Raw genomic sequence first — 12,807 nt, forward strand, 5'->3', positions numbered from 1 at the left:
GGATCAGGCCTGTGTTTTTTTCGCCTGCGCCCACTCGGCATACAGGTCGGGCTGGCCCTCGCGCCGCACCGGCAGGTAGCGGATGTCCATGCTTTGCTCGGCAAACGGTTTTGCCATCTCCTGGTACAGCGCCGCCGTCGACAGGCCGAAGGGTTCGCCGTCCTCGTTCGAATAGGCGTAGACGACCGTGGCGACGCCGGCCAGGCGCATGGCGGCCATGCACATCGGACAGGGATGGCCGCTTGCGTAGACGGCGCAGCCGCCCAGGTCGGGCGTACCGAGGGCGCGGCTGGCGGCGCGCAGGGCGCTCATCTCGGCGTGGGCGGTCGGGTCGTGGCTGGTGTGGATCTCGTTGACGCCGGTGGCGATCACCGCGCCATCGCGCACCACCAGCGCGCCGAAGGGGCGGCCGCCCTTGCCGACGTTGGCCTGCGCCAGGGCGATGGCTTGGCGCAGGTAAGTTTGTTCGTCGCTCATGCTCTCTTCCTTTCATTGGATGGCATGCGTCCGACTATAGACAGATCAGCTCATATTTGAAAATTAAATATTCGGATAAACTTCATTCATTTCCTGCATGATTTCCGATCTCTTCCGAACGATGCTCGACCCGCGCTTGCTCCGCTCCTTTGCCGCCATCGTCGATACGGGCAGTTTCACGCTCGCCGCCCAGCGCCTGGCGATGACGCAATCGACCATCAGCCAGCAGCTCGCCCGGCTCGAGGATGGCCTGGGCGTGGTGCTGGTCGACCGCGCGGCGCGCCCGATCAAGGCGACGCCGGCGGGCGAGCGTCTGCTGGGCTATGCGCGCCGGATCCTGGCGCTGCAGGAAGAAGCGCAGGCGGCGCTCGGCGATCCGGCCGGCACCGCGCCGATCCGGATCGGCGTGCCCGAGGACATCGCCGGCAGCGAGATGGCGCAGGTCTTCCACGACTTCACCCGGCGCCACCGCGAAGTCCACCTCGACGTCACGGCCGGCCTGAGTCGCGACCTGACGCGCGCCTACCGCGCCGGCGAATTCGACATCCTGGTCGCCAAGGAGCCGGCCGCCAGTCCCGACTGCCGCGCCACCTTTCCCGAGGCGCTGGCCTGGTTCGAAAGCGCCGGCGCGGAGGACTGGCCGAATCCAGTCCCCCTGGTGACTTTCCCGCCTGGCGGCCTGTACCGCGACGCCATGTTCGAGCGTATCGAGAGCGAACGGCTGCGCTGGTACATCGCCTTCTCGGGCAGCAGCCTGCACAACGTCCTGGTCGCGGTGGAGGCCGGGCTCGGCCTGTCGCTGCTGCCCAGGGCCGCCGCTGCCCGCTACCGCGTGCGGCCGTATGAACGCTTTCCCGACGAGCCGGCGATCGCGGTGTCGATCTACGCCTGGGAGAACACGGGGCTGGTTGCCGAACTGGTCGAAGGAATACGCGCGGTGCTGGCCGACAGGCAGGCGCGGTTCGGATAGGCGGGGGAAGGAAGTGGAGTGGAGCGGGTGAAGGGAATCGAACCCTCGTCTTAAGCTTGGGAAGCTTCAGCTCTACCATTGAGCTACACCCGCGTTGCCAGCATTCTAAGCGTGTTTGTGCCGCTTTGGCTAGTTCAAGCGCAACGCAGCAACCCGGCCCGGCGCGCAAGCCGGGCCGGCGCAGGTATCGTCATGCGGCCCGCATGGCCAGCCGCGCAGCCGCTTGCGGTGCGATGGCCGTGCGCGTGGCAGGCTGCGCCTGGGCGTCGCCGCCGATCCGGAACTCGCCCACCAGCGCCACCAGCGTGGCCGCCTGCTGCTGCAGGCTTTCCGCCGCCGCCGCCGCTTCCTCGACCAGCGCCGCGTTCTGCTGGGTCACGCCGTCCATCTGCACGATGGCCTGGTTGACCTGGCCGATGCCGGTGCTCTGCTCCGCACTGGCCGCGCTGATCTCGGCCACGATGTCGCTCACGCGGCGCACGCTGGCCACCACGTCCGCCATGGTCTTGCCGGCTTCCTCGACCAGCATGGTGCCGGTGCTGACCTTGTCGACCGAATCGCCGATCAGGACCTTGATCTCCTTGGCGGCGGCGGCGCTGCGCTGGGCCAGGTTGCGCACTTCGGTCGCCACGACCGCGAAGCCGCGGCCCTGTTCGCCGGCGCGCGCCGCCTCCACCGCCGCGTTCAGCGCCAGGATGTTGGTCTGGAAGGCGATGCCGTCGATGACGCCGATGATGTCCACCACCTTCTTCGACGATGCGCCGATCGACGCCATCGTGGTCACCACCTGGGCCACCACCTCGCCGCCGCGTCCGGCGATCTCGCTGGCCGATGCGGCCAGCTGGTTGGCCTGGCGCGCATTGTCCGCGTTCTGCCGCACGGTGCCGTTCAGCTCTTCCATCGAAGCGGCCGTTTCCTCCAGCGCGCTGGCCTGCTGCTCGGTGCGCACCGACAGGTCGGCATTGCCCTGGCGGATTTCGTTCGACGCGATCGCCACGGCGTCGGAACTGGTGCGCACGCGCCCCAGCACGTCCTCGATCTTGGCCACGAAGCCGTTGAAGCCGCGCGCGATGTCGGCCAGCTCGTCGTTGCCGCGCACGGCCAGGCGCACGCCCAGGTCCGCGTTGCCGCCGGAGAGGTCGGTCATGGCGTCGCCCAGCACGCGCAGCGGGCGGGTCAGGCGGCGCAGCACGGCCACCATCACGCCCACGGCGGCCACGGCGCACAAGACCGACACCAGCGCCGCGTAGCCGGCCAGCTCGCGCGCCGGCGCGGTCGCCACGCTGTGCGGGAAGGCGAGCGAGATCGCCCACGGCGCCATGTCGTCCTGCACGCGCAGCGGCTGCAGCAGATGCACCACGCCGCGGCCGTCGATGTAGTCGTAGGGCTTGCCCTGCTTGAGCGCGTCCAGCGCGGCGGCCGGCAGATCCTCCGCCTTCTTGCCGTTCAGGGCATGGTCCTGGTTGCTGGCGTACAGGCCGCCGTTCGAGATCAGCGCCAGCGTGCCGCCCTCCATCACCTTCATGTTGGCCAGCATGGCGCCGAGCGTGGTGAGCTGGAAGTCGCCGCTGACCACGCCCTTGAACTGGCCGTCCACCTTGATCGGGGTCGACAGGGTGGCGATCACGACATCCTTGCCGTTGATCCGGTACATGTAGGGTTCCGTGAAGTACGCGTGGCCGCTGGCCTTCGGAATGTCGTACCAGTCGTTCCCGCCCGGCGTGGCGACGAACACGATCGGCTCGACGTTCACCTTGCCGTCCGGGGTCCGCGTCCAGTACGGCATGTAGCGGCCGGTGGCGTCGTACAGCGGCTGCCGGCCGGCGAACTCGCCGTCCTTGCCGTCCAGCGCGTTCGGCTCGTAGGCCGCCGCGTTGCCGATGAAGTCTTCCGATCCCACCAGCGTGGCGCGCACCACGTCGGCCACCTGCGCCCGGCTCAGGGGCTGCTGCGCCGCCTGGGTCGATTGCAGCACCGTGGCGACGCTTTTCAACGATGCCAGGTTGGCGGCCAGCTGGCTCCTGAGCCGCGCCGCTGCTTCCTGGGTCAGCGTGCGCGCCTGGCGCATGGCCGCTTCCTCGGCGCTCTGGCTGCTCTTGACCGCGATGAAGGCCGAGGTCGCGCCCAGGCTCGTCACGACAAGCAGGGTGGCGGTGGCGCAGATCTTGGCGCTCAGGGACATCGAACCCAGGGACAGGCGGCGCGCGCTGTGCGCCTTCGATTGGTCGGTCATGCTGGTCTCTCTCGTTCTCAGAAGGTACGGGCAAGGTTCACGGCGAACGTGCCCTTGGCGGGATTCGAATAGGCGACGGCGCCGTCCGCGCGCGCCACGCCGGTCGTGTAGCGGTCGTAGGCATCGGTGGCGCCCCAGGCGCGGGTGTAGGCGGCGGCGATGCTCCAGCCGCCGTCGAAGCTCCTGGTCACGCCCGCCTTGGCGTCGCGCCAGTCCCAGACGGCGTTGCCGCTGCCGGCCACGCGGCCATCGCCGGCGTGCAGGTTCAAGGTATAGCCGCCGCCCAGCGCGACGTTGGCGCCGATGTCGAGGTAGCCGGTGCCGCGCGCCCCGGCGATGCCGAAGAAGTCGCGCGACACCGTCCGGTTGTATTTGCCGTAGAACGGTCCGTACGTCATGCCCGGCACCAGTTCGGTGTAGTCGTAGCGCGTGCCGGTGGCGCCGATGCGTGCGCCCGGATAGCGGTAGTGCATGAGCATCAGGCTGACGCCGACCTGCCCGATGGTAGCGGCATAGCCGCCGTACAGGTCCCACTCGACGCGGCCGCCTTCGACGAAGCGGTCGCTGACGGTGGATGCCCAGGTGCCTGCCGACCAGCCGCTCGGATGCGCATAATCGACACCCAGCTGCAAGGCCGGGCGGCCCCAGGTCTGGCGCATGCCGCGCGAGACGTATTGCGACGCGAAGGTCGCGGTGGTGGTGAGAGACGCGCCTGGGGTAGCGAATCCGGCCGCGTCACCGGCATGCGCGGCGGGCAGGGCCAGTAACAGCAAGGGAACCGGCAGCAGCCGGGAAAGCGGGAAAGTAAGTGCGAAAGTAAGCGGCGGAATCATGGGGCGTCTCGTCATCTCCAGCGAAAGACAGGACGCCTTCCGCTTGCTCAGCAATTAGTGCCGTGTGGAAATTCTACGAGACGATTGTGATTATTCACGAAAATGTAAATTTTCGATAACGAGATTTTGTGGCTATGTACGTCGCCTACGCAACAATCGTTCAATCCGTCGATTTCAGCCGGAACCCGCCAAGGTCCGGCCGGGCGCGCCGCTCAGACCACGAGGTTGTCGGCGATCACCTGCCGGTACCCCTTCTTGTAGGCGACCTGCAGGATGTCGATGTCGTAGCGCCAGTTGGCCTCGACGATGACCGGGCCGTCGTCGGTGATCGCCACGTCCCAGCCGACCGTGTACAGGCTCTCGATCGAATGATGGGCCTTGGTGACCAGGTCGACCACCTCCTGCCAGTAGGGCAGCTGCACGCCGACGATGGTCTTACCGGTGCGCGGATGCGCCAGCACGTCGGTCATCTTCGGCCAGGTGCGCGAGCGCGAGGCGCGTACGCCGATCAGTTCGCCGGTGTCGGAATCGATGGCGCCGACCAGGTTGCCGCTCGAGCCATGTGTAAAATTGTCGGTCTCGCTGTCGCCGACGATGATGCGCAGGCAGGAGCCGATGACCTTGATCTCGCTGCCCTTCCTCACCGTGCAGATGCGCACCGTCGACAGGCCTTTGGCCTGGGTGATGTTGCGGATCACCTGGTGGTTGATCATCTTCGGCTGCACGATCAGCGCGCGGGTGTACTCCAGGGCCGACTGGCAGTAGGTGAAGAATTCCTCGTAGGTGCCGCTGTTGCCGGCCCAGTGCAGGCCGAAATCGTCCACGCGCAGCGAGAAGGTGCCCTTGCCGTGCGAGCCGTTGCTCGGCTTGAAGAAATACTGGCCCGGCACCAGCAAGCGCGCCAGTTCCCCGGCCGAATTCAGGTGGGGAATGATGCCGCCGTTCGACGGCTGCTTCGTCACCAGCGCCAGGATCGGGATGGTGCGGATGCCGTGGGCGTGGCAGTGCTCGAAAAAGCGCGACTTGTCGTCGGCGATCTGGCGCGCTTCCTTCGAGGTGATGGCCGCGTATTTCGCCTTCAGCGGTTCGTTGATCAGGTAGTCGGACCAGCTCCGCTTCGGCGTGCTCGCCAGGCGGTACAGGGAAAAGTCCTTGGCGCCGATGCCGTACGCCGTGCGGGCATGGATCGGCCCCCAGATCAGGTGGACGTCCGACAGCTTGCGGATCGACGACAGCGCGTACATTTCGGCGCGCGCGTAATCCGAGAGGACCTCGGCGACACGGGATAACTTCATGCTCTACCCTTTTCCACTGGTTGTTCTGATGGCGCGAGCTGGTTCCTGCCGATGACAGAACTGCCAGGAATCCATGTCGCGTCGTCAGTAATGATAGCGCAATGGCAAGTATTTCAGGTGCACGGTAGGCGTGCGCGGCGGTAGCGCGGAAAAGTGTGGTGGGATGGGGACGGTTTTACCGACAAATGCCCGGACAATACCGTCGGGTCTTTCAGTTCGGCTTTTCGACCGTGTAGCCTTTGGCCTTGAGCCTGGCCAGCGTGCCTTGCGGCGACAGCACGTCCTTCATGCTCAACAGGGCAAAGGTGCTGGTGTTGTTTTCCAGCGCTCGCTCGGCCGCGGCCAGCCAGCTGTCGCGGGCGCGCTGCTGCATCGTCAGCAGTTCCGGCTGCAGCTTCGTGATGGCGCTGCTGAGGAAGGCGTTGTTGCAGGCGGTCTCGCGGTCGGAGTAATCGAGTTTCTCGATGGCGTCGAGTTCGCCGACGGCCCAGGCGTTGGCCCGCGTGCGCATGGCTTCGATATCGGTTTCGAGCTGGCTGATCGTCGCGGCCAGGCAAGGCACGTCTTCCATCGCGCCCTTCTTGAATTCGCGCGCCGCCTTGCCCGGCTCCTTGAGTTCGACCTGGATCTTGTTCGAGGTGTATTTGATCTTGTGCTGGTTGGCGAGCTTGCCCAGCGCTTCGCGCAGGTCGGGGCCCTTGTGCAGCCCGGCCTGGACCTTGGCGCGGTGGTACAGTTCCTGAGCCACGAAGACCGGGCGCTCGCGCTCGATATCGTCATCGTCGCCGAAATATTTCTGCTTCAACGGCGCCCAGCGCGCGTACAGGTCCGGCGGCAGCACGTCCTTCAGCGTGGCGCCGTCCGGATTCTTCTTCAGGCCGATGAGGAAGGGCAAGGCGCCCAGGCCGCCACCCCAGCCGACCTGCACCCCACCGGTCGGCGCGCCCAGGAATTCCTGCGATTGCGCGATCTTGCGCTCGACTTCCTTCGAACGCCATTCCATGCCCTTCGGCAGTGGATCGTGGATGCCGAACACCCACATCACATGATCGCCCTTCGACACTTTCCACAGGCCGGGCCCGGGACGCTGGCCCGAGACGAGGATGGTCTGCGGGACCGGTTCGCCGGCGGCATCGGTCGGCGCGGTGGCCGCCGTGGCGGCTGCAGGCGCCTCCGGCTCGGCCGCGGGCGCGGTCTGCGCCACGGCCGGCAAGGTCAGGAAACACAGGGTCAATGCGGGCAAGGCGCGTTTCAACATGGTGGCATCCCTTTTCTTGTTTAATGAGGGCATTGTCATTGCGCCAAGCAATATAAGCAAGGAACAAGATGTTACAAGAGGCATATGCATGCTTGGTAGCTGTGCCGCCCTGAAGCGGGCGCCAGTCGCGTCATGCCGATCCGCCAAGCCAGCCGCATTGTTGCGTCATGTCGGCACAAATATTTCCCAAATCCATCAAGATCCGACGCCAGCGGCCGTTATCCAGTCTGATACCGCGCCCGTTTGCGCACCGAATACTTACCGGATCCGTCATGAAACTCGTCGCTGTCCTCGCCCTTGCCGCCTCCACGCTGCTGACCGCATGCGGCACCGTGCGCACGTCCTCCTTCTCCGCCCAGCCGGCCGCGGGTGCGCCAAGCACCGTCATCACCCTCACCGCCACCGGCTACGGCGCGGTCAACACCGCCGGCTGCCAGGGCGATTGCGAGCGCGTCTCGCCGGCCCAGCGCAAGCTGCTGGCCATGCGCGCCTCGCGCCTGGACGCCTACCGCGCGATGGCCGAACAGGTGTACGGCGTGCGCGTCGAGGGCGGCAGCACGGCCGGCTCGCTCGCGCTCAAGGACGACAGTTTCAAGGTGTATATTGACGCCTTCATCCGTGGCGCGCGCGTGACGAATACCGCGCAGCGCGAGGACGGCACCTACGAGACGACCGTGGAGATGGATTTCGACCCGCATGCGGCACAGTACCAGCCCCAAGGCGCCACCCAGCCGGCCGTGGCCAAGAACGCCCGCACCATGGTGGGCAACGCCGGCCCCGGCGCTGCCTATGGCGCGTCGTTCTACCATGCCCAGTAAGGCAGCAAATTTCCTGCGCGCTGCCCTGTTTGCGCGGCTGATTGCGCCGCTGTTTGCGCTCCTGGCTGCGCTGCACGGCGGAACCGCCTTCGCCGCGCCGGCCGAAGCCGAAGGCGTGGCGCTGGTGGCCGAAGGCGGCGTCGCGCGCGCGCGCCAGGTCGCGATCCGCGACGCGCTCGAGCAGCTCGGCCTGCGCAGCGCCGCGCGCGTGGACGTCGCCGCCGGCGCCGGCACGCGCGGCAAGACCCTCGACAGCAGCCGCATCCAGCCGGCCGCCGAATTCGACCGCTACAGCATTGTGCGCGAGTGGCAGACCGGCCAGTTGCTGCACGTGCGCGTCCAGGTGAAGGAAGAGGAAGCCCGTCCGCGCGGCAACCTCAATCTCGGCTACCGCAAGAAGATCGTCGTCACGCCCTTCCACCTGCGCAGCTCGCCCCAGCTCGACGACGTCGACGACATCGCCACCCGCCTGCCGCAGGAACTGCTGCGCCGCCTGAGCGGCAGCGGCAAGTTCCTCGGCAAGGACAGCCCCTACGTGATCGCGCCCGGCGCCAGCGGCCCGGCGACCGACGTCGCCGCGGTGCGCCGCATCGCCACGATGCACGACGCCCAGTTCGTCATCGCCGGCGAGATCGTCGACGCGAGCAAGTTCGGCAAGCCCGCTTATTACGGATTGATCAAGAAGGATGCGCGCCGCATCGAGATCGCCTTCTACGTCTACGACGGCCTGTCCGGCGCCCTGGTCGCGCGCCGCACGGCAGTGGCCGAGGGCGTCGGCGAGCAGCGCATCGGCCGCGACAAGCCTTTTGGCAGCGCCAGCTTCGCCGCCACGCCGTTTGGCGGCGCGATCCTGCGCGCGCTCGACGAAGGCGCCGACCAGATCGCCCAGGACCTGGCGCCGCTGCCCTTCATGGCGAAGGTGGTGCAGGTGCAGGGCGAGCGCGTCTTCATCGACGCCGGCAGCACCTCCTCGGTGGCGCCGGGCGACCAGCTGGTGGTCTACCGGCTTGATGCGCGCCAGCAGGTCTACGGCAGCGATCCGCTGGCGCCGCTCGGCACGGTGGAAGCGCCGGTGGGCACGCTGTCGATCGTGCAGGTGCAGCCGGGGTTCGCGATCGGGAAGCTCGATCCGCCGGCCTCGGCCAAGCAGGTCAGCGCGGGCGACCTGGTGCGGTTCGACGTGGCGCTGGCGCCGGCCGAGAAGGATGCCGGGCGCTGAATCGTAGGGTCGGCACCTGTGCCCACGCGGTGCAAGGGCGCCAAGTCGAACATTTCTTCGTCATGCAAGCGGTGACTTGATGCCGCGTGCAAGCGCAAGCTCCACCCCTTGCCGCTGCCGTACCGCGTGGACACAGGTGTCCACCCTACGCCTTATTCAAAGTCCGTGGCAAGATCATCAGCAAGTGCTTGCCACTGTCGTACCGCGTGGGTTCGAGAACCCACCCTACGGCCTCCTCTAACGCCGCGTGCGAGATTCAGTGCGTAATATCGTAGGGTGGACACCTGTGTCCACGCGGTACAACGGCTCCTGGTCGAACATTCTTTATATCGACAAGCACTGATTTGAGGCCGCACGCTGGTTTCGTCGTTCGTAGGGTGGGTTCTTGAACCCACGCGGTGCAACGGCTGCGAGTTGAACATTCCTTTTTGTCAGCTCGCATCCATTTGAAGCCATCGGCAAGATCATTCTCAGACGCTTGCTAACTTCGTACCGGTGGGTTCGAGAACCCACCCTACGTCCTGTTTTGAGGCCACGAGCGAGATCATTCGTCGCTTGCCGGCGCCGTACCGCGTGGGCTCAGGAGCCCACCCTACGCCTTCCTCGGCGTCCGTGATTGCCGATACCGATGGCTGAACGCCGTCATGTAAAACACATCACGCCGGCGGCGCTTCCGGCGGCCTGCTCAGCAATTCATGCGCCAGCTTCAGGCCGTCGACCATCACCTTGAACGCCTCGCGCTTGGCCTCCTCGTCGGGCACGCGCAGGATGTATGAAGGGTGGTAGACCGTCACCACCCACCTGCCCTCGTGCATGATCGGCTTGCCGAGCTTGTCCTTCAGCGTCACGCTGCCGCTGCCCAGCACCGACTTCAAGGCCGTGGCGCCCAGCGCCACGATCACCTTCGGCTTGATCGCCGCCAGCTCCTTGTCGAGCCAATAATGGCAGGCCTCGACCTCGCGCTGGGCCGGGGTCTTGTGCAGGCGGCGCTTGCCGCGCGGCTCCCATTTGAAATGCTTGACGGCGTTGGTGAGGTAGATCTCGCGGCGCTCGACGCCGGCGGCGTCGAAGACCTTGTCGAGCAGCTTGCCGGCCGGGCCGACAAAGGGGTGGCCGGCGAGGTCTTCCTGGTCGCCCGGCTGCTCGCCGACCAGCATGATCGGCGCCTTCTTCGACCCTTCTCCGCCCACGGCCTGGGTGGCGTATTGCCACAAATCGCAGCGCCGGCACTCATCGAGTTTCGAAGGCTGCTGGCGCTCGGGCTGGGCATCGGCCGGGGCGATCGGGATGGTGGCGCCGCTCTTGCGGCCGACCGCCTGGGCCTGGCCGGTGCGGCGCGCACCAAGCGCGGCGTTGGTGACCATCTCGGGCACGATCGCCCCCTCGGGCAGGTTCTTCCAGAAGCGCGAGGGGATATGGCTTTGCATGACCTGGGTGTTCAGGCGCGCCGGGTTGAAAATGCTGCGGTAATAGGTGAGCCAGAGCGCTTCGCCGGCGTCGTCGAGCTCGGCCGCGCTGCTCATCAGGGGGCCGGCGTTGTGCAGGGTGTGGCCGTCCCACAGCACGCTGGCATCGGGCGTGGCGATCATCCAGCTCACATTACCCATGCGGTTCACGAAGTGTTCGGCGACCTGGGGCAGCACGTCGTGACGCGGCTCGAACCAGGCGACGAAGCGCGGCGGGCCGGCGGCCTCGGGACGCTCGCGGAATCGGATGTAGGCATGCATGTCGTGCTCCTCGCGGCGCACCGCCTTTACCATCGAATGCAATCGCGCGCCGTCGGCGTCGGCGGCGGATTGCACGTCGTGCTCGCCCTGGGTCCAGCGCCAGATCACGCGGTAGAGAAAAGCCCAGCGGTCCGGCATGCGACAGCAGGCCGCCGTCTGCAGCATGTCCATCAGCGAGCGCGGCAAGTGCGGTGGCGGTTTCGGTTCGTTCAAGCCGATGGAGGCATTATGCGTGGGCTCGACTGGCGCCGGCGCACCCGAGAACAGGTCGGCCGCGAGCAGGTCCGGCGCACCCGGCTGGCTCCAGGTGACGAGCTCGGGCGCAACGGAATGGATGAGGAGATCGCGCGCGGCGTCGCGCCATTCGGCGAAATTCGCGACCGCCAGCGGCTGGCCGGCGGCAACCGCTGCGGCCGCGCTCATGCCGCCTGCAATTCCGGCCAGAGGTTCATCTGCCGGGGCGCGTCGGCCAGGTGGCGCCGCAGCAGGTCGGAACTGGATTGTCCCTGGGCCGGCTTGTAGTCGGCCGTGACGACGAAGGGGGCGATCTTCTTCATGCTGCAGCGCAGGCGGGATAAGTCTTCCCAGCGCACCCGCCGCACCCGGCGCAGCTCGACGATGCGCTTGGCGTTGCGCAGGCCGATGCCGGGGATGCGGGCGATCATTTCGGCGTCGACCCGGTTCAGGTCCATCGGGAAGTGCTCGCGGTTGGCCAGCGCCCAGGCCAGCTTCGGGTCGACGTCGAGCGCCAGGTTGCCGGCCTTCGGCATCAGTTCCCCGGCCGTGAAACCGTAGCCGCGCAGCAGGAAGTCGGCCTGGTACAGGCGGTGCTCGCGCAGCAGCGGCGGCGGCGCCAGCGGCACGCTCTTCGGGCTTTGCGGGATCGGGCTGAAGGCCGAGTAGTACACGCGCTTGAGTTTATAGCTGCCGTACAGGGTTTCGGCGGTGTTCAGGATGGTGTGGTCGTCGCTGGCGTCGGCGCCGACGATCATTTGCGTGCTCTGGCCGGCCGGGGCGAAGCTCGGCGCCTTCGGCTCCTCGGCCTTTTCGTCGAGCTTGCGGCGGATCGAGCCCATCGCCAGTTTGATCGTGTGCACGTTCTTTTCCGGCGCCAGGCGCGTGACGCTGTCGTGGGTCGGCAGCTCGATGTTCACCGACAGGCGGTCGGCATAGCGCCCCGCCTTCGCAATCAGGGCCGGATCGGCGTCGGGAATCGTCTTCAGGTGGATGTAGCCGCGGAAGTTGTGGTCTTCGCGCAGGCGGCGCGCCACTTCCACCAGTTGCTCCATCGTGTAGTCGCTCGAACGGATGATGCCGGAGCTGAGGAACAGGCCGTCGATGTAGTTGCGCAGGTAGAAATCGTGGGTGAGCTTCACCACTTCGTCGACCGAGAAACGCGCGCGCGGCACGTTCGAGCTGCGCCGGTTGACGCAGTACTGGCAGTCGTAGACGCAGAAGTTGGTGAGCAGGATCTTCAGCAGCGAGACGCAGCGCCCGTCGGGCGTGTAGCTGTGGCAGATCCCCATGCCGGTGGTGGCGCCGATGCCGCCGTCGCTGCCGTCGGAAGCGCGCTTGGGCGCGCCGCTGCTGGCGCAGGAGGCGTCGTATTTGGCGGCGTCCGCCAGGATTTCGAGCTTGTCGGTAAGTTCCATCACGAAAGGTGGAGCTGTATGGATGTACAGTATATACCAGTCGCGTCCCGCGCGGCGCGCGGGTGAGGTTGGGGGACAACAGGTTTGGTTGGGGCGGTGCGGGTTTGCCGTTTGATGCGTTGGCGGATGGCGTACGGTCGGGTTCAAAAAACGACGCCACAATGCGGCGTTTCGCGTGGGCACGGGGTGCCCACCCTACGGTTGGCGTTCTGGCCGCAACACCGTTAACAACGCGATGCTTCCCGTAGGGTGGGCACCTGTGCCCACGCGCTACGTGTTCATCCATGCACCCGCAGCGGCGGCACATCACCCGCAAACGCCGCCG

The 12,807-nt window shown here is 66.8% G+C and carries 10 protein-coding genes and 1 tRNA gene; 3 read left to right on the forward strand and 8 right to left on the reverse strand.

Going from position 1 to position 12,807, the window contains the following annotated elements:
* Positions 1–3 precede the first annotated feature (3 nt).
* A complete protein-coding gene (locus ACFOPH_RS16770) occupies positions 4–477 on the reverse strand; it encodes a nucleoside deaminase (RefSeq protein ID WP_379736520.1) in 474 nt (157 codons plus the stop codon).
* Between the two features lie 136 nt (positions 478–613).
* On the opposite strand from ACFOPH_RS16770, the gene ACFOPH_RS16775 reads away from it, so the two are divergent.
* Entirely contained in the window at positions 614–1,447 is an 834-nt protein-coding gene (locus ACFOPH_RS16775; RefSeq protein WP_379736522.1) for a LysR family transcriptional regulator, read from the forward strand.
* A gap of 19 nt (positions 1,448–1,466) precedes the next feature.
* Here the strand turns inward: ACFOPH_RS16775 and ACFOPH_RS16780 are convergent.
* The 5 genes from ACFOPH_RS16780 to ACFOPH_RS16800 form a co-directional block, all read right to left on the reverse strand.
* Positions 1,467–1,540, reverse strand: a tRNA-Gly gene (locus tag ACFOPH_RS16780).
* A gap of 97 nt (positions 1,541–1,637) precedes the next feature.
* Positions 1,638–3,680: a methyl-accepting chemotaxis protein gene (locus ACFOPH_RS16785; RefSeq protein ID WP_379736524.1), complete on the reverse strand. Its 2,043-nt coding sequence runs from the start codon at positions 3,678–3,680 to the stop codon at positions 1,638–1,640.
* A 17-nt stretch (positions 3,681–3,697) separates the two neighbouring features.
* The gene (locus tag ACFOPH_RS16790; protein ID WP_379736526.1) at positions 3,698–4,513 is read right to left on the reverse strand and encodes a TorF family putative porin; all 816 of its coding nucleotides are present in this window, start codon (positions 4,511–4,513) and stop codon (positions 3,698–3,700) included.
* 212 nt (positions 4,514–4,725) lie between these two features.
* The gene (locus ACFOPH_RS16795) at positions 4,726–5,808 is read right to left on the reverse strand and encodes a sugar-transfer associated ATP-grasp domain-containing protein (RefSeq protein WP_379736528.1); all 1,083 of its coding nucleotides are present in this window, start codon (positions 5,806–5,808) and stop codon (positions 4,726–4,728) included.
* 211 nt (positions 5,809–6,019) lie between these two features.
* Positions 6,020–7,066, reverse strand: a complete 1,047-nt coding sequence (locus ACFOPH_RS16800; RefSeq protein WP_312549812.1) for a TraB/GumN family protein — start codon at positions 7,064–7,066, stop codon at positions 6,020–6,022.
* A 272-nt stretch (positions 7,067–7,338) separates the two neighbouring features.
* On the opposite strand from ACFOPH_RS16800, the gene ACFOPH_RS16805 reads away from it, so the two are divergent.
* Together ACFOPH_RS16805 and ACFOPH_RS16810 are read left to right on the forward strand one after the other, a co-directional pair.
* Positions 7,339–7,884: an LPP20 family lipoprotein gene (locus ACFOPH_RS16805; protein WP_379736532.1), complete on the forward strand. Its 546-nt coding sequence runs from the start codon at positions 7,339–7,341 to the stop codon at positions 7,882–7,884.
* Positions 7,874–9,103 carry a flagella assembly protein FlgT middle domain-containing protein gene (locus tag ACFOPH_RS16810; protein ID WP_379736534.1) on the forward strand — a complete coding sequence of 410 codons (1,230 nt, stop codon included), beginning with the start codon at positions 7,874–7,876 and terminating at the stop codon, positions 9,101–9,103. The genes ACFOPH_RS16805 and ACFOPH_RS16810 overlap by 11 nt, the downstream gene beginning before the upstream one ends.
* A 656-nt stretch (positions 9,104–9,759) precedes the next feature.
* On the opposite strand, the gene ACFOPH_RS16815 is transcribed toward ACFOPH_RS16810, so the two are convergent.
* Entirely contained in the window at positions 9,760–11,253 is a 1,494-nt protein-coding gene (locus ACFOPH_RS16815; RefSeq protein WP_379736536.1) for a UdgX family uracil-DNA binding protein, read from the reverse strand.
* Positions 11,250–12,482 carry a putative DNA modification/repair radical SAM protein gene (locus tag ACFOPH_RS16820; RefSeq protein WP_379737953.1) on the reverse strand — a complete coding sequence of 411 codons (1,233 nt, stop codon included), beginning with the start codon at positions 12,480–12,482 and terminating at the stop codon, positions 11,250–11,252. Before ACFOPH_RS16820 ends, ACFOPH_RS16815 begins: the two co-directional genes overlap by 4 nt.
* Positions 12,483–12,807 lie beyond the last annotated feature (325 nt).

This window comes from Massilia haematophila, from assembly GCF_042647645.1.
GTDB classification, from domain to species: Bacteria; Pseudomonadota; Gammaproteobacteria; order Burkholderiales; family Burkholderiaceae_D; genus Telluria; species Telluria haematophila.